This is a genomic window from Mycobacterium avium subsp. avium (genome assembly GCF_009741445.1).
Taxonomy (GTDB): Bacteria; Actinomycetota; Actinomycetes; order Mycobacteriales; family Mycobacteriaceae; genus Mycobacterium; species Mycobacterium avium.
On sequence record NZ_CP046507.1, the window covers coordinates 2,239,734 to 2,258,034 of the forward strand.

Annotated in this window: 20 protein-coding genes, 1 tRNA gene and 1 pseudogene; 6 read left to right on the plus strand and 16 right to left on the minus strand. The window is 70.0% G+C overall.

Features of this window, described 5'->3' with window-relative positions; genetic code table 11:
- Positions 1-222: 222 nt before the first annotated feature.
- From mshC to MAA44156_RS10460, 6 genes are all read right to left on the minus strand, one after another.
- Positions 223-1,470, minus strand: coding sequence for a cysteine--1-D-myo-inosityl 2-amino-2-deoxy-alpha-D-glucopyranoside ligase (mshC, locus tag MAA44156_RS10435; RefSeq protein WP_023869076.1), 1,248 nt, complete (start codon positions 1,468-1,470; stop codon positions 223-225).
- A 381-nt stretch (positions 1,471-1,851) separates the two neighbouring features.
- A complete protein-coding gene (locus tag MAA44156_RS10440; RefSeq protein ID WP_009976582.1) occupies positions 1,852-2,619 on the minus strand; it encodes a 3'(2'),5'-bisphosphate nucleotidase CysQ in 768 nt (255 codons plus the stop codon).
- An 85-nt stretch (positions 2,620-2,704) separates the two neighbouring features.
- Positions 2,705-3,550, minus strand: coding sequence for an SCO1664 family protein (locus MAA44156_RS10445; protein WP_023879984.1), 846 nt, complete (start codon positions 3,548-3,550; stop codon positions 2,705-2,707).
- Positions 3,534-4,121, minus strand: a complete 588-nt coding sequence (locus MAA44156_RS10450; protein WP_003872205.1) for a DUF3090 domain-containing protein — start codon at positions 4,119-4,121, stop codon at positions 3,534-3,536. Before MAA44156_RS10450 ends, MAA44156_RS10445 begins: the two co-directional genes overlap by 17 nt.
- Before the next feature lie 62 nt (positions 4,122-4,183).
- Complete coding sequence (locus tag MAA44156_RS10455) at positions 4,184-4,966, minus strand: histidine phosphatase family protein (RefSeq protein ID WP_009976580.1); 783 nt, start codon at positions 4,964-4,966, stop codon at positions 4,184-4,186.
- 46 nt (positions 4,967-5,012) lie between these two features.
- The gene (locus MAA44156_RS10460) at positions 5,013-5,315 is read right to left on the minus strand and encodes a hypothetical protein (RefSeq protein ID WP_003872207.1); all 303 of its coding nucleotides are present in this window, start codon (positions 5,313-5,315) and stop codon (positions 5,013-5,015) included.
- Positions 5,316-5,396: 81 nt separating this feature from the next.
- On the opposite strand from MAA44156_RS10460, the gene MAA44156_RS10465 reads away from it, so the two are divergent.
- Genes MAA44156_RS10465 through MAA44156_RS10475 form a run of 3 tightly spaced genes read left to right on the plus strand, consistent with a single transcriptional unit; the run spans position 5,397 to position 7,887 of the window.
- On the plus strand, positions 5,397-6,512 hold the full coding sequence (locus MAA44156_RS10465; RefSeq protein WP_227974640.1) for a YncE family protein: 1,116 nt from the start codon (positions 5,397-5,399) through the stop codon (positions 6,510-6,512).
- A complete protein-coding gene (locus MAA44156_RS10470; RefSeq protein ID WP_003872209.1) occupies positions 6,509-6,778 on the plus strand; it encodes a DUF5703 family protein in 270 nt (89 codons plus the stop codon). The genes MAA44156_RS10465 and MAA44156_RS10470 overlap by 4 nt, the downstream gene beginning before the upstream one ends.
- Positions 6,779-6,825: 47 nt before the next feature.
- On the plus strand, positions 6,826-7,887 hold the full coding sequence (locus MAA44156_RS10475) for a quinone-dependent dihydroorotate dehydrogenase (RefSeq protein WP_009976576.1): 1,062 nt from the start codon (positions 6,826-6,828) through the stop codon (positions 7,885-7,887).
- Between the two features lies 1 nt (position 7,888).
- Here the strand turns inward: MAA44156_RS10475 and MAA44156_RS10480 are convergent, their stop codons facing one another.
- The 3 genes from MAA44156_RS10480 to MAA44156_RS10490 form a co-directional block, all read right to left on the minus strand.
- Entirely contained in the window at positions 7,889-9,295 is a 1,407-nt protein-coding gene (locus MAA44156_RS10480) for an HNH endonuclease signature motif containing protein (RefSeq protein WP_009976575.1), read from the minus strand.
- Between the two features lie 130 nt (positions 9,296-9,425).
- Positions 9,426-9,956 (minus strand): YbhB/YbcL family Raf kinase inhibitor-like protein, encoded by a 531-nt coding sequence (locus MAA44156_RS10485; RefSeq protein WP_003872213.1) that lies wholly within the window; start codon positions 9,954-9,956, stop codon positions 9,426-9,428.
- 36 nt (positions 9,957-9,992) lie between these two features.
- Positions 9,993-11,348, minus strand: a complete 1,356-nt coding sequence (locus MAA44156_RS10490; RefSeq protein WP_003878107.1) for a M20/M25/M40 family metallo-hydrolase — start codon at positions 11,346-11,348, stop codon at positions 9,993-9,995.
- A gap of 114 nt (positions 11,349-11,462) precedes the next feature.
- Here MAA44156_RS10490 and MAA44156_RS10495 point away from each other — a divergent pair.
- The 3 genes and pseudogenes from MAA44156_RS10495 to MAA44156_RS10505 all read left to right on the plus strand — a co-directional run.
- Positions 11,463-11,548 (plus strand) — tRNA-Leu (locus MAA44156_RS10495).
- Between the two features lie 168 nt (positions 11,549-11,716).
- Complete coding sequence (locus MAA44156_RS10500; protein WP_009976574.1) at positions 11,717-11,944, plus strand: crotonobetainyl-CoA--carnitine CoA-transferase; 228 nt, start codon at positions 11,717-11,719, stop codon at positions 11,942-11,944.
- A gap of 26 nt (positions 11,945-11,970) precedes the next feature.
- A pseudogene (locus MAA44156_RS10505) lies at positions 11,971-12,663 on the plus strand (phosphoribosyltransferase); the annotation flags it as partial.
- A gap of 12 nt (positions 12,664-12,675) precedes the next feature.
- Here MAA44156_RS10505 and MAA44156_RS10510 read toward each other — a convergent pair.
- From MAA44156_RS10510 to ftsZ, 7 genes are all read right to left on the minus strand, one after another.
- Positions 12,676-13,071, minus strand: coding sequence for a phage holin family protein (locus MAA44156_RS10510; RefSeq protein ID WP_009976570.1), 396 nt, complete (start codon positions 13,069-13,071; stop codon positions 12,676-12,678).
- A gap of 115 nt (positions 13,072-13,186) precedes the next feature.
- On the minus strand, positions 13,187-13,969 hold the full coding sequence (gene wag31, locus MAA44156_RS10515) for a DivIVA-like cell division protein Wag31 (RefSeq protein WP_003872218.1): 783 nt from the start codon (positions 13,967-13,969) through the stop codon (positions 13,187-13,189).
- 293 nt (positions 13,970-14,262) lie between these two features.
- Positions 14,263-14,553 carry a YggT family protein gene (locus MAA44156_RS10520; protein WP_003878110.1) on the minus strand — a complete coding sequence of 97 codons (291 nt, stop codon included), beginning with the start codon at positions 14,551-14,553 and terminating at the stop codon, positions 14,263-14,265.
- Between the two features lie 169 nt (positions 14,554-14,722).
- Positions 14,723-15,367: a cell division protein SepF gene (locus MAA44156_RS10525; RefSeq protein ID WP_003872220.1), complete on the minus strand. Its 645-nt coding sequence runs from the start codon at positions 15,365-15,367 to the stop codon at positions 14,723-14,725.
- Between the two features lie 66 nt (positions 15,368-15,433).
- Positions 15,434-16,219: a YggS family pyridoxal phosphate-dependent enzyme gene (locus tag MAA44156_RS10530; protein ID WP_003878112.1), complete on the minus strand. Its 786-nt coding sequence runs from the start codon at positions 16,217-16,219 to the stop codon at positions 15,434-15,436.
- Positions 16,220-16,224: 5 nt separating this feature from the next.
- On the minus strand, positions 16,225-16,932 hold the full coding sequence (pgeF, locus tag MAA44156_RS10535) for a peptidoglycan editing factor PgeF (RefSeq protein WP_011724736.1): 708 nt from the start codon (positions 16,930-16,932) through the stop codon (positions 16,225-16,227).
- Between the two features lie 52 nt (positions 16,933-16,984).
- Positions 16,985-18,145, minus strand: a complete 1,161-nt coding sequence (ftsZ, locus tag MAA44156_RS10540) for a cell division protein FtsZ (protein ID WP_003872223.1) — start codon at positions 18,143-18,145, stop codon at positions 16,985-16,987.
- Between the last annotated feature and the right edge of the window lie 156 nt (positions 18,146-18,301).

An 18,301-nucleotide genomic window follows, 5' to 3' on the forward strand; every position in this document is an offset into this window, starting at 1 on the left:
GCCAATGCCGCCCGGCTGTGGATAACCGCCCTGAAGCGCCGCACTGTTCACCGGCGACTTGCCGAAACGGCGCCCTAGGCGTATGCACCGGACCCGTCTGCACCGGACCCGTCATCGAAACGCGCGGCACGAGCCGGCCGCTGTCGCTTCGGGCTCGCGTCCAGGCGCCCATCGAATGAGATTGCGCGGCAGCCTCTTTCAGGACGGACCGAGGCGCATCGGCTACAGGGCCACTCCCAGCAGCGCATCGACGGCGCTTGCCACCAGCCGGGGCGCCGCGGTGTCGTGGCCGCCGTAGTCGAGCGCATCGGTGGTCCAACCATCAAGTGCGGCAAGCGCTTTAGGCGTGTTGAGGTCGTCGGCCAGGTATTGGCGCACTCGGGCAATCACGTCGGTGGCGTCCGGTCCGGCGGGCAGCGCGGTCGCGGTGCGCCAGCGCCGCAGCCGGGCGGTCGCCTCGTCGAGCACCTGGTCGCTCCAGTAGCGGTCCCCGCGGTAGTGCCCGGCCAGCAGGCCCAGCCGGATGGCCGCCGGCTCCACTCCGCGGCCGCGCAGCTGCGACACCAGCACCAGGTTGCCGCGGCTCTTGGACATCTTGTGCCCGTCCCAGCCGATCATCCCGGCGTGCACGTAGTGGCGGGCGAATCGCCGCTCGCCGCGCACGCATTCGGCGTGCGCGGCGGTGAATTCGTGATGCGGGAAGATCAGGTCACTGCCGCCGCCCTGGATGTCCAGGCCGCTGCCGATGCGGCTGAGCGCGATCGCCGCGCACTCGACGTGCCACCCCGGCCGGCCGTTGCCGAACGGCGACGGCCAGCTGGGCTCGCCGGGCCGCGCCGCCCGCCACAGCAGGGCGTCGAGCGCGTCGGTCTTGCCGGGCCGCTGCGGGTCGCCGCCGCGCTCGGCGAACAGTCGCAGCATGGTCTCGCGGTCGTAGCCCGACTCGTAGCCGAACTGCAGCGTGGCGTCGGCGCGGTAGTAGATGTCGGGGAATTCGCCGTCGACGACATAGGCCGCGCCGGACGCCAGCATCTTCTCGACCAGCTCGACCACGTCGGCGATCGCCTCGGTCGCCCCGACGTAGTCGCGGGGCGCCAAGATGCGCAGCGCGGCCATGTCTTCGCGGAACAGCGACACCTCGCGCTCGGCCAGTGCCCGCCAGTCGATGCCGTCCCGCGCGGCGCGCTCCAACAGCGGATCGTCGACGTCGGTGACGTTCTGCACGTAGTGCACGTCGTGCCCGAGATCGAGCCACTGCCGGTAGATCAGGTCGAACGCCAAATAGGTTGCGGCGTGGCCCAGGTGGGTCGCGTCATAGGGGGTGATGCCGCAGACGTACATGGTGGCGGCCGAACCGGGCCCGGCGCCGGCCGCCACGGGGCGCACCTGCCGATCGGAGGTGTCATACAGCCGAAGCTCGGGGCCGCGTCCCGGTAATTGGGGAACCTGTGGGGAGGACCACGACCGCATGACAATCAGCCTAGGCGGAGCCGCTCGGCGGGGCTGCGTCGCCCGCCGCGCGGCGCCCCGGCCGCGCTATCGCCCTCGCCCGATTTGTGGTTTGCTGGGTCGGGTATCGAGCAAATCCGGTCGAGGCCGCCGAACGGGGTGGTTGTCATGTCGACCGACACGAACTGAGCGAACCGACACCGCGGTCCCGGGCACTCCCCAAGAAATCGTCGTCACCTGCCCTGCCACCGGACAGGTCGTGGGCCGCGTCCCGGTGGCTGGCCCCGCCGCAGTCGAGGCGGTGGCCGCCCGGCTGCGGCCGCGCAGCCGCGGTGGCAGCAAATGGGGGTCGGCGGCCGCGACCGGTGGCTGGGCAAGTGGCGGGACTGGATGCTCGATCACCTAGCGCCACGCGTCGCGGATCGCGCCCAGCAGCACGGGCGCCAGCTCGGCGCGGCACATGACGAAGTCTGGCAGGTAGGGGTCGAGCTGGTTGTAGCGCATCGGCGAACCGTCCAGCCGCGATGCGTGCATCCCGGCGGCCATCACCACCCCGGCCGGGGCGGCCGAGTCCCACTCCCACTGACCCCCGGCGTGCAGATAGGCGTCGACCACGCCGTCGATGATCGCCATCGCCTTGGCGCCGGCCGAACCGATCGCGACGGGCTGGATGGGCAACCGCTGGCGCATCCGGTGCAAAACGGCGGGCGGCCGGGTGGCGCTGACGGCGATGCGGATGGTGTCGGTGACGCCGACGCGCGCGGCGCTGGCGGTGACGGTGTCGCTGCGGTACACGATGTTGCCGCGGGCCGGCAATGACACCGCGGCGTCGGTGATCTCGCGCCGGCCGTTGGTCGGGCGCTGCCACAGCGCGACATGCACGGCCCAGTCGTCGCGGCCCGGCGTGGAGAACTCGCGCGTGCCGTCCAGCGGGTCGATGATCCACACCCGGTCGTGCTGCAGCCGGGACAGGTCGTCGTAGGCCTCCTCGCTGAGCACGGCATCGTCCGGCCGCTCGACCTGCAACCGTCCCAGGATCAGCGCATTCGCCAGACTGTCGCCCGCGTCGCCGAGCGCCCACGGATAGCCGAAGCCGACCTCGTCGCGGACCTTCAGCAGCAATTCCCCCGCTTCGGCGGCGAGATCGGCGGCCAGCGCGGCGTCGGTCATCTCGTCCGACGGGTTGCGGGGGGGTCACCGCTTCAGTATCGCCGACGGCGGCGCCCGGCCGGAAAAGCCCGAAAAGCCCGGGAAGCTAGAAGGCCGGCCACGGGATCGGGCGATGCCGGTTGGGGCCGGGCATCACCGGATTGTCCAGCAGCGCGTGCGCGCGCAGGCGCAGCGCGGCGATCTCCGCCCGGGTGATCTGCTCGGCCAGTTCGTCGCCGAACGGGCCGGTGAGCGCCTCGGCCAGGCAGGCGACGGCGGCCAGGGTGTCGTCGTCGACCGGCTTGCCGGCCCAGCCCCACAACACCGTCCGCAGCTTGTTCTCCACGTGCAGGCACACCCCGTGGTCGACGCCGTAGACCCGGCCGTCGACGCCGCACAGGACGTGCCCGCCCTTGCGGTCGGCGTTGTTGACCAGCACGTCGAACACGGCCATCCGGCGCAGCCGAGGGTCGTCGGCGTGCATCAGCACCACCTCGTCGCCGGCGTAGTCGTAAGCGCGCAGCACCGGCAGGTAGCCCGGCGGCGAGGCGCCGACGGGGAACAGGTCGACCAGGTCCGGTCCCGGATCGGGCTGTTCAGCACCCGACTCGCCGGCCTCACTGACCTCACCGACCGCATCGCCGGGTTGCCGCACCCACAGCTGCAGCATGCCGGGACCGGCCGGGCCGTCCCGAATCACCGTGTAGGGCACCAGGTTCCAGCCCAGCTGCGTGGACACCAGGTAGGCGCCCAGTTCGCGGCCGGCCAGCGTTCCGTCGGGAAAGTCCCACAGCGGCGCCTCCCCCGCGACCGGCTTGTAGACGCAGTGCACGGCGCGGTCGCCGAGCGTCGCCTCGCACAAGAAGGTGGCGTTGCTGGCCGAGCGGATCCGTCCGATGACCGTCAGCTCGCCGTCGCGCAACACCTCACGGTCGTCATATCTCGGGGTCATCGTCAGACCCGAGCAGCGCGCTGCGCCGATAGCCGTTGGCCCGTGCGCAGATATGGCCCTCCGGGTCCAGTGGTTCGTCGCACAGCGGGCACGGCGGACGGCCTGCCGAGATCACCCGGTTGGAGCGGGTGGCGAATTGCCGCGCCGACTCCGGCGTCAGGAACACCCGCACCGCGTCGGGGCCCTCCTCGGTGTCGTCGAGCACCACCGAGGCGTCGAACTCCGCGTCGGTGACGGCCAGCAGCTCGACCACCACGGTCTGCGCCTCGGAGTCCCAGCCCAGGCCCATGGTGCCGACCCGAAATTCGGCGTCCACCGGCGTGATCAACGGGTTCAGGTCCTCGACCTCGTCGGGCTCCGGCGGCACCGGCGTGCCGAACCTGCGGTTCACCTCCAGCAGCAGCGCGCCGATCCGTTCGGCGAGCACCGCAACCTGCTGCTTCTCCAAGATCACCGACACCACCCGGGAGTCGTGCACCGCCTGGATGTAGAAGGTGCGGTTTCCCGGCTGGCCAACGGTCCCGGCCACGAAGCGGTCGGGTGTGCGGAAGACATGAATTGCGCGGGCCATGGCAACCTCCAAAATACCGGCTGCCGCCATCGCTGTGCGATCCGATCGAGGTGGCAGCCGAATTAATCCGTCGAACCACCGACCACCGCGTCGCTGGACGGCACCGAGGTCGCCGGCGCCGCCTGCGATTCGCCGTTGGACTTAGGATCCGTGTGCGCTTTGTCGCCTGTGTCGTGGTCGTGGTCGTCGTGCTGGTCTGGTGGCGGCGCCGGTCCGGCCCGCAGCGGCGCGGACAGCCGCGCGCCGGTGTGGTTGACGTGCAACACAAACGGGCGCAGCTCGGTGTACCGGATCACGCTGATCGACGCCGGGTCGGCGGTGACCCGCTGGAAGCCGTCCAGGTGGATGCCGTACGCGTCGGCGATCACCGCCTTGATGACGTCGCCGTGTGTGCACGCCACCCACAGCGCGTCGGCGCCATGCTCTGCCGCCAGCCGCCGATCGTGTTCCCGGACCGCCGCCACCGCGCGCGCCTGCACCTGCGCCAGGCCCTCACCGCCGGGGAATACCGCCGCGCTGGGGTGGGCCTGCACCACCTTCCACAAGGGCTCGCTCACCAACTCGCCGATCTTGCGACCCGTCCATTCGCCGTAGTCCACTTCGGCGAGCCGGTCGTCGACGAGCGGCGCCAGACACAGCGTGTCGGCCAGCGGCTCGAGGGTGCGGCGGCAGCGCAGCAGAGGCGAACTGATCAGCGCCCGGATCGGCAGGTCACCGATCCGGTCGATCAGGCCGGCGGCTTGTTCGCGGCCCTTGTCGTCGAGGTCGACGCCCTCGGAACGGCCGGCGAGAACGCCCGCGGTGTTCGAGGTGGAGCGGCCGTGTCGTAACAGGATGACGGTCATGTCGACCCCGACGCTACCCGGTGGGCGGCGCCCGGACCCGAAACGACTACCGGGAGACGGGCTCGGCGTGGGCCACGGAGTCGCGCACCGCAGCGGTCAAGCTGCGTTCGTCGGTGAGGTCGATGTCGACCAGGCTGCGGACTGCGGTGGCGACCACGTCTTCGGCCTGCGGAACGGGCCCGGCCAGGCGCGGCCGGTAAACCTCGACGACAAGTGAGCGGTTTTCGATATGGAACGAAAAACTGCGTCCATCTCCGACTTGTCCATATCCGCTAGCGAAAATTCCTGTCGACATGTCTTCGACAGCAAACTCTTTCTGCGCCATATGACGGTCAGCGGTGACGGCCATAGGCCGACCATACCTCGCCCCTGGGCCCGGACGCAGGCAGCACGGCCCGGTTGGATGCGAAACCGTTCCCTAGAATTTGTCTTGTCCCGCCGTCGCACCCAGGGAAACCCATTGCTGTTACCACACGCGCTGCTCCGGCGAGGGCGCCACAAGCTGGCGATTCAAGGCTGCATTTGGGGTGTCGCGCTTTTGCTGAGCGGGTGTTCGTCGAATCCGCTGCGCGGCGCGCCCCCGACCATCGAACCCGCGGGCGCGGCCGTGTCGCCGCCGTCAGCGCAGCAGCCGGCCGGGTCGGTGCGGCCACTGGCCGCGCACGCCGCGGCGGCGGTGTTCGACGCCGGCACCCACCAGCTGGCGGTGCTGGCCGCGGCTTCCGATCCGGCCAGCGTCACCCTGTTCGGCGACCCGCAGGTCCCGCCGCGGGTCGCCGCCCTGCCCGGCCCGGCGACCGCGTTGACCGGCGACGGCCGCGGCGCGGTCTACCTGGCCACCCGCGGCGGCTACTTCGTGCTGGATCTGGCCACCGGCCGCGTCGTGCGGGTGGGCGTCGCCGATGCGGCGCAGACCGAGTTCACCGCGGTGGCCCAACGCGCCGACGGCACGCTGGTGTTGGGCAGCGCCGACGGCGCCGTCTACACGCTGGCCTCCCCGACGCCGGCCGTGCCTACCACTGGGTCTACCACTGGGTCTACCGCGGCCGTCGCCAACCGGAGCAAGATCTTCGCGCGGGTCGATTCGCTTGCCACCCAAGGCAATACGACGGTGGTGCTGGACCGCGGGCAGACCTCGGTGACCACGATCGGCGCCGACGGCCGGGCCCAGCAGGCGCTGCGGGCCGGCCGGGGCGCCACCACCATGGCCGCCGACGCGGCGGGCCGGGTGCTGGTGGCCGACACCCGCGGCGGCCAGTTGCTGGTGTACGGCGTGGATCCGCTGATCCTGCGCCAGGCCTACCCGGTTCCTCAGGCGCCCTACGGCCTGGCCGGTTCCCGCGCGTTAGCCTGGGTTTCGCAGACCGTTTCCAATATCGTCATTGGTTACGATCTGTCCACCGGAATTCCCGTCGAAAAGGTGCGTTACCCGACCGTGCAGCAACCGAACTCCCTGGCCTTCGACGAAGCGTCGGACACCCTGTACGTGGTGTCCGGGTCCGGCGCGGGAGTTCAGGTGATCGACCACGCGGCGGGTAAACGTTGACGGCGGCGCGGCGCGCCCGTTTGCCCGCGGGCTGGGACAGCGAGCTGTCCGATGAATACGAGTGGGTGCCGCTGCGTCTGCCGCCGGAGGTGACCCGGGTCAGCGCGTCCACCCGGTTGTCCATCGAGGCCGAATACCGCGGCTGGGAGTTGACCAGGGTGCGGCTGTACACCGACGGCAGCAGGCGAGTGTTGTTGCGCCGCAAGAAATCTCGTGTCGATGCTGGCGGCTTCGAGGGGCGGCGGCCCGACCAGCCGCAACTGTGAGCGGGGCGCCCCCGGCACCGCGCGGCGGCGGCCATCGGTGGTATGGCGTGGCGCGGCAGCTGTTTTTCCTGGTACCCGCCGAGCGGATTCACACGCTGGTGTTCGCGCTGCTGCGCGGCGTCACGGCCGTCGGCTGGCCCCGGCGACTGCTGCGCCGACTGCTGGCTCCGACGGATCCGGTGCTGGCCAGCACGGTGTTCGGGGTGCGCTTCCCGGGGCCGCTGGGGCTGGCGGCCGGCTTCGACAAGGACGGGCTGGGGCTGCACGCCTGGGGCGCGCTGGGTTTCGGATATGCCGAGATCGGCACCGTCACCGCCGGCCCGCAGCCCGGCAACCCGGCGCCGCGGCTGTTCCGGCTGCCCGCCGACCGGGCGCTGCTCAACCGGATGAGCTTCAACAATCTCGGCGCCGGCGCGCTGGCGGTGCGGCTCGCCCGCCGACAGCCCGACATCCCGATCGGGGTCAACATCGGCAAGACCAAGGCGACGCCGCCGGATCAGGCCGTCGACGACTACCGGGCAAGCGCGCGGCTGCTCGGCCCGCTGGCGTCGTATCTGGTGGTCAACGTCAGCTCGCCGAACACGCCCGGGCTGCGCGATCTGCAGGCGGTGGGGTCGCTGCGGCCGATCCTGTCGGCCGTTCTCGCCGAGACGTCCACACCGGTGCTGGTGAAGATCGCGCCGGATGTGTCCGACTCCGACGTCGACGACATCGCGGACCTGGCCGTCGAACTCGGCCTGGCCGGCATCGTCGCCACCAACACCACGGTGTCGCGGGACGGCCTGCGCACGGCGGGGATCGACGAGCTGGGCGCCGGCGGCATCTCCGGGCCGCCGGTGGCCCGCCGCGCGGTCGAGGTGTTGCGCCGGCTCTACGGCCGGGTCGGCGATCGCCTGGTGCTGATCGGTGTCGGCGGCATCGAGACCGCCGACGACGCCTGGGAGCGGATCACCGCGGGCGCCTCCCTGCTGCAGGGCTACACGGGCTTCGTCTACGGAGGAGGCTTGTGGGCCAAGCAGATTCACGACGGCATCGCGCAGCGGCTGCGCGATGGCGGGTTCGCCTCGCTGCGCGACGCCGTCGGGTCGGCGGCGCGCGAATCGGGTTGACTCACGCGGCGCCGTCTTCCTCGTCGGCTTGGTCTTGTTGGTCTTGCTGGTCTTGCTGGTCTTCGGTGTCGCACAGCATGTCCTCGGGGTGGTGAAACGAGTTCACCCGTGGCTGACCACGCTCCAGATGCGGTGGTGGGATCCATTCGGTCTCGCCTCGGCCGTTCTTGCGGGTGATCCAGCCCTGCTCGGCCAGCGGGTGATGGCCGCCGCAGGCGAAGGTCAGTTGGTCGATGTCGGTGCGGCCGCATTTGGCGTAACCGGTGACATGATGGACTTCGCAGTAATAGCCCGAAACGTCGCAGCCCGGGTGCGAACAGCCACGGTCCTTGGCGTACAAGACGATTCGTTGCCCCGGCGAGGCCAGGCGTTTCGTGTGGTACAGCGCCAGCGGTTTGCCGTTGTCGAAGACGGCGAGGTAGTGGTGGGCGTGGCGGGCCAGCCGGATCACCTCGGACATCGGCAGCAGGGTGCCGCCGCCCGTCAGCCCCTTACCGGCCGCGGACTCGAGGTCCCGCAGGGTGGTGGTGACGATGATCGATGCTGGTAACCCGTTGTGCTGCCCCAGCTTTCCGCCGGCCAGCAGCGCACGAAGGGCCGCGTTGAGGCCGTCGTGGTTGCGCTGGGCCGCGCTGCGGCTGTCGCGCTGCGACGCCGCTTCCGGCGGCGGCCCGTCCACCACCGGCGCGTCGTCGTCGGGGTTGCACATCCCCGGCGCGGCCAGCTTGGCCAGCACCGCTTCCCAGCCCGCGCGCGCCTCCGGGGTGAGCCAGCCGCTCAGCCGGGACATGCCGTCGGCCTGCTGGTTGCCCAGGACCAGCCCGCGCGCCCGCGCCCTGTCTTCGTCGCTGTAGCGGCCGTCGGGGTTGAGGCAGTCCATCAGCCGGCGGGCCAGCTTGGACAGTTGATCCGGCCGGAACTGGGTTGCCTGGGCGGCCAGTTGCCGTTCGGCGTGCTCGCAGGTCTCGACGTCCACCGCCTCCGGCAGCTGGTCGAAGAACTGCCGGATCACCGCCACGTGGTCGGTGCCGATCGCCCCGTCGCGCTGGGCCGCCGCCGTGGCGGGCAGCAGCGGCGGCAACGGCTCCCCGGTCAGCGCCCGGCGCGGGCCCAGGTCGGCCGCCTCGGCGATCCGGCGACTCGCGTCGCTGCGAGTGATGTGCAGCCGCTCGGCCAACGCGAACGACAGCCTGCCGCCGAGTTCGGTGGGATCCGACTGCTCGGCAAGCTGGTTGATCAGCTGGTGCCCGGGCACCCGCAGCCGGCGGGTCTCGCGGTCGAAGATCTCCAGCAACCGCAGCCGCTCCGGCGTGGTCAGCGCGTCATACGAATGCCCGAGCACGCGGGAGACCGCGGCACGCAGCGCGTCGACGTCCGCCCGGATCTCCTCCCGAGTGCTCGAATGCATGTTCGAAACACTACGGCGGGCCTACGACAAAAACCGCCGCGCTGGGAACACCGGGACCAATGTGGCGCAAGTGATTCGCGCCCGGAGCGGCCGGGGCGCCCGGAACGGCGGCAGCGGCCGCGGTGCTGACCTACTTCTGCTCGTAGGTGCCGTGGATGACGGCGCGCGCGATGGCGTGCTGGAACAGGTTGAACCCGAGGAAGGCCGGGCTGGCGTCCTCGGGCAGGTCCAGCTTTTCGGTATCCACGGCGTGCACGGCGATGTAGTAGCGGTGCGGGCCGTGTCCGGGCGGCGGCGCCGCCCCGATGTAGCGGCGCTGCCCGGCGTCGTTGACCAGGGTGAGCGCGTCGCCGGGCAGATTGCTGCCGTCGCCGGCACCGGCGGGCAGCTCGGTGACGTCGGCCGGCAGGTTGGCCACCGCCCAGTGCCAGAACCCGGAGGCCGTCGGGGCGTCGGGGTCGTAGACGGTGACGGCGAAGCTGCGGGTCTCGGCCGGGAAACCCGACCAGCTCAGCTGCGGGCTGACGTCTTCCCCGCCGGCGCCCATGATCCCGCTGACCTGGGGCTTGGCCAGGGTTCCACCGTCGGTCAGCGATTGCGAGGTCAGCGTGAAGGTCGGCAGCTTGGGCAGCGATGCGTACGGGTCAGGAGCTGTGCTCATGGCGGTCCTCTCGTGTGATCGGCTTGCGTCGGTCAACTAGCAGTGGGTCAGGAAGTGGGTCAGCACGTCGGTGCCGAACCGCAGCGCATCGATGGGTACCCGCTCATCGACACCATGGAACAATGCGGTGAAATCCAGGTCGGGCGGCAACCGCAGCGGACTGAAACCGAAACAGCGAATACCCAAGCGCGCAAAGGATTTCGCGTCCGTACCGCCGGACAGCATATACGGCACGGTGCGGGCATCCGGGTCCAGCGCCAGCACGGCGTCATTCATGGCGTCGACCAGGTCGCCGTCGAAGCCGGTCTCATAGGACGAGAAGTCCTTGATCCATTCCCGCGTCACGTCCGGCCCGATCAGCTCGTCGATCTCGGCCTCGAACGCAGCCTTGCGGCCCGGCAGGATCCGGCAGTCCACCACCGCCTCGGCGATCGCCGGGACGACGTTGGCCTTGTACCCGGCCTTGAGCATGGTGGGGTTGGCGGTGTCGTGCAGCACGGCCTTGAGCATGCGCGCCATCGGGCCGAGCTTTTCGACCACGCCGCGCAGGTCGCCCGATTGGGTGTCGAACGTCAGTCCGGTCTCCTCGCTGACCGCGGCCAGGAACTGGTTGACGGTGTCGGTCAGCACCAGCGGAAACTGATGGCGGCCCAGCCGGGCGACGGCCTCGGCGACGGCGGTGACGGCGTTTTGGTCGTGCACCATCGACCCGTGCCCGGCCGGGCCGCGGGCGGTGAGCTTCATCCACGACAGCCCCTTTTCGGCCGTCTCGATCAAATAGAGCCGACGCTCGCCGCCGTCGCGGCGCGGCACGGTCAGCGAGAAGCCGCCCACCTCGCCGATCGCCTCGGTGACCCCGGCGAACAGCTCCGGCCGGTTGTCGACCAGCCACTGCGCGCCGAACGTCCCGCCGTGCTCCTCGTCGGCGATGAACGCGAACACCAGGTCGCGCGGCGGCACGATGCCGGCCCGCTTCAGGTGCCGGGCCACCACGATCATCATGCCGACCATGTCCTTCATGTCGACCGCGCCGCGGCCCCAGACGAAACCGTCCTTGACCGCGCCGGAGAACGGGTGCACGCTCCACTCGGTCGGCTCGGCCGGCACCACGTCGAGATGCCCGTGGATCAGCAGCGCGCCGCGCGAACTGTCGGCACCCGGCAGGCGGACGAACACATTGCCGCGGCCCGGCGCGCCGGACTCGACGTAATGCGGCGCATAGCCCACCGCGGCCAGCTGCTCGGCGACCCATTGCGCGCACTCGGCCTCGCCCTTGGTGGTCTCCGGTTCGCCGGTGTTGGTGGTGTCGAACCGGATCAGGGTGCTGACCACCTCGACGACGTCGTCGCTCGGGTTGGCCGTCACCTCGCTCGCCCCGCTCTGGATGGTCACAACCTCCTTTCCTACCATTGCCGGAGGGCTCCCGGGCCCGGGCCCGAGCAGCTGGATTGGGTTAGCGGCGGGCAATCCGATAGCCTTAGCTGCCAACCCATGCCGGTTGGTCTTGTCCGAGTGGCGGAATGGCAGACGCGCTAGCTTGAGGTGCTAGTGCCCTACTAATGGGCGTGGGGGTTCAAGTCCCCCCTCGGACACACCACTGAGGCGAGCGAGCCGATGGAGTGTGTTCAGCGGCGACGCCGCGATCACACATATTTTTCGTCTTGTTCCAGAGCTTTCTCGCTGCCGATGCACCCTGCGCGTGTGAGGGCCGGCCGATCGGGTAACCGGCCGAGCAGGCGACATCCGAAAGCGTTATCCCCATGGCCGACAACAAGCTCGACAAGTGGGTGATGCTACGAAACACCAAGCTGCACAACACCCTTCGCGACGGCCCCGGCGAATGCGACATCCGACTCGTCGACCGGACCGTGCGGGTGCGCCACGACCTGTCCGGTCGCCGGGTCGACATGTTGCCGGCCGTCGGCGCCATCCCCTGGAACGACGGCAGCGAGGCCGGCTCGCCGATGCGTGGGCGTAGCTGCCAGTAGGCTTGGAAGACACCTTTGGGACACCACCGATGAACCGACCGAACGGCTTTCTCCGGCGAACGGCGATGCGCAGTTTTCGCGACCGCCGTGAGGCCGGGCGCGCGCTGGCCGGGGAGCTGATGGGCTACCGCAACCGCGGCGACGTGCTGGTGTTCGGGCTGGCCCGCGGCGGCCTGCCGGTGGCCTGGGAGATCGCCGCGGCGCTGCACGCCCCGCTGGACGTGTTTTTGGTGCGCAAGCTCGGGGTGCCGAACTGGTCGGAGCTGGCGATGGGCGCCTTGGCCAGCGGCGGCGGCGTGGTGATGAACGACGACGTAGTGAGCAGCCTGCGCATCACCGACGAGCAGGTGCGCGCGGTGATCGACAGCGAGACGGCCGAACTGGCGCGGCGCGAGCACGCCTACCGGGGCGATCGCCCGATGGCCGACCTGCGGGACAAGGTCGTGATCCTGGTCGACGACGGGATCGCCACCGGCGCCAGCATGCTGGCCGCGGTGCGCGCGTTGAGGTCCGGCCCGACCGGCGCGACGCCCAGATCGATAGTCGTGGCCGTGCCGGTGGGACCGGAGTCGGCCTGCCGCGAGCTGGGCCGCGAGGCCGACGAGGTGGTGTGCCTGAGCACGCCGCCGGGATTCGAGGCCGTCGGGCAGGTGTACGGCGACTTTCACCAGGTCAGCGACGACGAGGTGCGTGAGCTGCTGGCCACACCGACCGGCTGAGCGCGCGGAACGTCAGTGCGTGGACTCATCGCCGCGGCCGTCGGCCGGGACGGCGGATTCCTCGGACCGCCCGGCCTGCCCTGACTGATCCGACTGGTCGGACGGCTCGGTGGCTTCGGTGCTTTCGGTGGCGTCGGCAGTGCTTTCGGTGGGGGCGTCCTCGGGATAGTCGACGAAGTCGTCCTCGTCGGCGCCCGCCTCGTCCGCGTCCTCGTCAGCGTCCTCGTGGGCCTCGTCACCGCCCAGGTCGCGCTGCTGGCGCTCCCGCAGCGCGTCGAGGATCAACAGCACCACGCCCACCACGCTGGCGGCGATGCACACCCAGGCGACCAGCTCGTTGCTGGTGACGACCGCGAACACCAACGCGACGAGCCCGATCAGGGCCAATACCAGCGCAATGATGAGCATCAGTCATCCTCCAGGCGACGAGCGGGACCGCGGTCTTGCAGACCTTGTTTCAGACCTAGTGTGCCAACCCCGAAGCTCGGCGCGTGACCGGCACGACTCAGAGCCCAGTCAGCGGCTAGTTGTTGCCCCGGTTGAACTGGTCGAACCCGCCCGCATCGGCGCTGGAATCCACCGGCGCGGCCGAGCCGCGCTGGCCGAGCTCCTCGAGCTGGGACTCCAGGTAGGTCTTGAGCCGGGTGCGGTATTCGCGTTCGAAGGTGCGCAGCTGCTCGAGGCGGCCTTCCAGCACCGTGCGCTGCTGGTTGATGGTGCCCATGATCTCGGAATGCTTGCGTTCGGCGTCGGCCTGCAGGGCGTCGGCCTTCTCCTGGGCCTGACGCAACTGGGCCTCCGAGCGGGCCTGCGCGTCGGCCAGCATCGCGTCGGCGCGCTGCCGGGCCTCGGCGACCGTGGTCTCGGCGGTGCTGCGGGCCTCGCTGAGGATCTGGTCGGCGTTGGCCCGCGCATCGGCCAGCATCTTCTCCGACTCGGCCTGCGCCGTGCTGGTCAGCCGGTCGGCGGTGTCCTGGGCCAGGCTCAGCACCCGCGCGGCCTTGATGGCCTGCTCCTCGTTGCTGACGGCGGCGGCCGGCGCGGCCTTGACCGGCTCGGGCTCGGCGACAGGAATGGCCTGAGTGGGCGCGGCGGCGGCCGGCGCGGCGGCACCGCCACCGGCGGCGAGCTCCTGGTCCAGCTCTTCGATCCGTTGCCGCAGGTCGCTGTTCTCTTCGATGAGTCGCGTCAGCTCGGCTTCCACCAGATCGAGGAAGGCATCCACCTCGTCTTCGTTGTAGCCCCGCTTGCCGATCGGTGGCTTACTGAACGCCACATTGTGGACGTCGGCTGGTGTAAGCGGCATTGTTTCGTCCCCTCAAGTTCCTGTCGAACGTTCTGGAAAGTGTAGAACGCAGTGGTAGCCGTCGTGCAACTGCCGTCCATCCTGTCACACCAGGCGCGACGGTCGCCGATTAGCCCAATAAATAAGAACCAATTTCAAACAGTGAGGCCAATAAAATCCGAAACCTTAGAATTTTTAAATCGGCGGAACCAAACCGACGCTAAAACGTGGCCGAACCGTCTCCGGGCCGGAATCCGGCCCCACGTCACCCCCGCTGAACGGCGCCGCGCGGGACAAGCCGGATCAGGACCGGATCAGGCCGCCGCGCCGAACGCCAACTGCATCCCGATGAACGCGACCAGCAGCAGCACCATGATCGACAGGTCGAAGCGAACCGCTCCGATGGTCAGTTGCGGGATCAGCCGGCGCAGCAGCTTCACCGGCGGATCGGTGATCGACATGATGATCTCCAGCACCACCACGGTGATCCCGGTGGGATGCCAGTCCCGGCTGAACGAGCGGATGAATTCGACGACGACCCGGGCGATGAGCAGCAGCCAGAAGATGAACAGCGCAAACCCGAGGATCTGAAAGAACAACACCAACTGAAGTGCCCCGACCTTACCGATGACCTTGCCGATGACCTGGCGGATGAGAGCCAAGCGCCGCGGACCTGCGCGGCGCCTGCCAGCCTACCGACTCCGGGCGCGATGCCCCATCTCACCTGGTCCGAAGGGGCATCGCGCCGCCGGCGGCGACGCCGGGCGGTCGAGGTTATTGGTATGCGTAGAAACCGGTTTCGGCGATCCGGCGGCGCTCCTCCGGCGACACGTCGACGTCGGCGGGTGAGAGCAGGAACACCTTGGTGGCGACCTTGTCGAAGGAGCCGCGCAGCGCGAACGCCAGCCCGGCCGCGAAGTCGACGAGCCGCTTGGCGTCGGCGTTGTCCATCGAGACCAGGTCCATGATGACCGGGGTGCCGTCGCGGAACCGCTCGCCGATGGTGCGGGCCTCGCTGTAGTCCTTGGGCCGCAGCGTGGTGATCTTCGACAGCGGGTGGCCCTCTTCGAACATCATCGCCATCCGGCGCGGGTCCATCGCCAGCGCGCCGCGGGTGGAGTTGCGCAGCCAGGACCCGAACCGCGGCCGGCCCATCTCGGGGCGCTCGAACTCGCGCGGGTGGACGGCGCCGTAGCGCGACTCCTCGGCGTAGCCGCCGCGGTAGCCGGCGGGCGGTGGGTAGTCGGCCGGCTCGCGGCGCGGGTCGTCGTAGTCGTCACCGTCGTAGCGGCCGTACCCGTCGTCGAATCGCGGCCGCGGGAAACCGCGGGACGGCGCGCGGTCGTCGTAGTACTCGTCTTCGTAGTCGTCCATTGGGGCCATCCCGAAATACGCCTTGACTTTGTGCAGTGTGCTCATTGCGTTGACCCTTCTAGCCCCTGAGATTGCTGGTGTTAGTGATGAAGCTGTTACTGCAGTGACTACTTACGGTGACGGTAACGGGCGACGGCCCAATAGCGCGGTACCGACACGCACACATGTCGAACCGTGTTTGACGGCAATTTCGAAGTCGTCGGACATGCCGGCGGACAGCCCCACCGCGTTGCGATGCGTCTCGAGCACCCGCCGATGCTCGGATTGCAGCCGGTCAAACGCCTCGTCGGGATCGGAGTTCAGCGGCGGGATGGCCATCAAGCCGACCAGGTCCAGGTTGTTCGCCGCCGCGACCTGCGCGCACACCTCGTCGACGGCGCCGGGCCGGGAGATGTCCACGCCGCCGCGCGACTCGTCGCCGTCGAGACTGACCTGGACGTACACCCGCATCGGGTCGGTGCGGCCGCCGTCGGCCAGGGCCGCCGCCACTCCCCGGTCGAGCGCGGACACCAGGTGGGTGCTGTCGACCGAGTGCGCGGTGTGCGCCCAGCGGGCCACCGACCGGGCCTTGTTCCGCTGGATGTGGCCCACCATGTGCCAGCGCGGAATCGCCACGTTCGTCCGCGCGGACGTCGCCAACAGGCGCGTGACTTCGGCCACCTTCGCCGTCGCTTCCTGGTCGCGTGATTCGCCGACGGCGCGACAACCCAATCGGGACAACGTCACGACATCGGTCGCCGGGAAGAATTTGGTGACCGGCAGCACTTCGATTTCCGCGACATTGCGGCCCGCCGCCTCGGCGGCCGCCGCCAGCCGCGAGCGCACCGCCGCCAGGGCGTGCGTCAATTCCGTTTCGCGGTCGCCGGCGCTGTCCGGGGCCGGTGTCCCTGCCGTCATCGCCGTCACTCCATCCAGATCAGGGAGGCCAACCGTCCGGTCGGCGCGTCGCGGCGATGACTGAACAATGCCGGGTCCGCCACCGTGCACCGCGGATCGATGTCGATTGCGGTGACACCCAATTCCCTTAGCTGGCAAGCGATTCCGGCCCGCAGATCCAGTCCGGGCGTTCCGGCCGCGGTGGTGGTGCGGCTGCCCGGCAGCGCCGCCTCGACCTCGTCGGCCATTGCCGCCGGCACTTCGTAGTTGGCGCCGCTGACCGCCGGGCCGAGCAGGGCCGACATGTCGGCGGGTTGCGCGCCCAGCGCCCGCATCGCCTCCACCGTGCGCACCACCACGCCGCGCTGGGCCCCGACCCGACCGGCGTGCACGGCCGCGGCCACCCCGGCGCGGGCGTCGGCCAGCAGCACCGGAACGCAGTCGGCGGTCACCACGGCCAGCGCCAGCCGCGCGGTGCCGGTGACCAGCGCGTCGGTCGCGTCCACCGCGCCGTCGCGGGGCCCGTGGACCACCTCGACCCGGTCGCCGTGCACCTGGTTCATCCACACCACGCGGTCGGGCTTGAGCCCGAGGGCGGCCGCCAGCCGGGCCCGGTTGGCGGCTACCGCCGCCGGGTCGTCGCCGACGTGGTCGCCCAGGTTGAAACTGTCGAACGGGGGCTTGGAGACACCACCGGCGCGGGTGGTCGTCACCCGGCGGATGCGAACGCTCACGTGACCAGTATCCGCAAAGCGCTTGTCCGCCAGGCGGGTCGAGTCCATGGCCTCAGCGGCGCATGAAAGGCGGCACATCCACGTCGTCGTCCTCGCCGCCGATATTCAGCGTCGAGCCGTTGGTGTGGATCGGCACGCTGACCGCGTCGACCGGCTCGAACAACGTTGAGGTGAGCTTGCCCGCCTTGGCCGACTCGATCCGGTGCGCGCCGCCGGTCTTCTCCCCCTTGTCGGCGCTGCCGCCGATCACCGGCTTGCGCCCCGGCCCGGCGGCGTCGAAGCCGGCCGCGATGACGGTGACCCGCACCTCGTCGCCCAGCGAATCGTCGATCACGGTGCCGAAGATGATGTTGGCGTCCTGGTGGGCGGCGTCCTGCACCAGCGAGGCCGCCTCGTTGATCTCGAACAGCCCCAGGTCGCTGCCGCCGGCGATGGACATCAGCACGCCCTGCGCACCCTCCATCGAGGCCTCCAGCAGCGGCGAGTTGATGGCGATCTCGGCGGCCTTGAGCGAGCGGCCCTCGCCGCGGGCCGAGCCGATGCCCATCAGCGCGGTGCCCGCGCCGGACATGATGCCCTTGACGTCGGCGAAGTCGACGTTGATCAGCCCCGGCGTGGTGATCAGGTCGGTGATGCCCTGCACACCGTTGAGCAGCACCTCGTCGGCGCTGCGGAAGGCGTCCATCAGTGACACGGCCGCGTCGCCCATCTGCAGCAGCCGGTCGTTGGGGATGACGATCAGGGTGTCGCAGCTCTCCCGCAGCGCGTTGATGCCCGCCTCGGCCTGGTTGCTGCGCCGCTTGCCCTCGAACGAGAACGGCCGGGTGACCACGCCCACGGTCAAAGCGCCGAGCTTGCGCGCGATGCTGGCGACGACGGGCGCCCCGCCGGTCCCGGTGCCGCCGCCCTCGCCGGCGGTGACGAACACCATGTCGGCGCCGCGCAGCAGCTCCTCGATCTCGTCCTTGGCGTCCTCGGCGGCCTTGCGGCCGACCTCGGGGTCCGCGCCGGCGCCCAGTCCACGGGTGGAGTCGCGCCCGACGTCGAGTTTGACGTCGGCATCGCTCATCAACAGCGCTTGCGCGTCGGTGTTGATCGCGATGAACTCCACGCCCTTGAGTCCCTGTTCGATCATCCGGTTGACGGCGTTGACGCCGCCGCCACCGATACCCACGACCTTGATGACGGCCAGGTAGTTGTGCGGGGGGGTCATCATTCGTCTTCCTCCCTGATGGGCTTGGCTGCTCTCCCGGCGGTGGGCTCCTCCGGACGTCGGCGGCCCTCCCGGCAAACCCTCAACCTCAACCATAGAGTTAGAGTTATGTCAAGTAGTTCCGCGCAACCAGAACGGTATGGGCACAGCGCGCGC

Bases quoted from the DNA above. Each gene is read 5' to 3' on its own strand.
- mshC (WP_023869076.1), bottom strand. From the start codon at position 1,470: ATGCGGTCGTGGTCCTCCCCACAGGTTCCCCAATTACCGGGACGCGGC.
- MAA44156_RS10440 (WP_009976582.1), bottom strand. From the start codon at position 2,619: ATGACCGACGCCGCGCTGGCCGCCGATCTCGCCGCCGAAGCGGGGGAA.
- MAA44156_RS10445 (WP_023879984.1), bottom strand. From the start codon at position 3,550: ATGACCCCGAGATATGACGACCGTGAGGTGTTGCGCGACGGCGAGCTG.
- MAA44156_RS10450 (WP_003872205.1), bottom strand. From the start codon at position 4,121: ATGGCCCGCGCAATTCATGTCTTCCGCACACCCGACCGCTTCGTGGCC.
- MAA44156_RS10455 (WP_009976580.1), bottom strand. From the start codon at position 4,966: ATGACCGTCATCCTGTTACGACACGGCCGCTCCACCTCGAACACCGCG.
- MAA44156_RS10460 (WP_003872207.1), bottom strand. From the start codon at position 5,315: ATGGCCGTCACCGCTGACCGTCATATGGCGCAGAAAGAGTTTGCTGTC.
- MAA44156_RS10480 (WP_009976575.1), bottom strand. From the start codon at position 9,295: ATGCATTCGAGCACTCGGGAGGAGATCCGGGCGGACGTCGACGCGCTG.
- MAA44156_RS10485 (WP_003872213.1), bottom strand. From the start codon at position 9,956: ATGAGCACAGCTCCTGACCCGTACGCATCGCTGCCCAAGCTGCCGACC.
- MAA44156_RS10500 (WP_009976574.1), top strand. From the start codon at position 11,717: ATGGCCGACAACAAGCTCGACAAGTGGGTGATGCTACGAAACACCAAG.
- MAA44156_RS10510 (WP_009976570.1), bottom strand. From the start codon at position 13,071: ATGCTCATCATTGCGCTGGTATTGGCCCTGATCGGGCTCGTCGCGTTG.
- wag31 (WP_003872218.1), bottom strand. From the start codon at position 13,969: ATGCCGCTTACACCAGCCGACGTCCACAATGTGGCGTTCAGTAAGCCA.
- MAA44156_RS10525 (WP_003872220.1), bottom strand. From the start codon at position 15,367: ATGAGCACACTGCACAAAGTCAAGGCGTATTTCGGGATGGCCCCAATG.
- MAA44156_RS10530 (WP_003878112.1), bottom strand. From the start codon at position 16,219: ATGACGGCAGGGACACCGGCCCCGGACAGCGCCGGCGACCGCGAAACG.
- ftsZ (WP_003872223.1), bottom strand. From the start codon at position 18,145: ATGACCCCCCCGCACAACTACCTGGCCGTCATCAAGGTCGTGGGTATC.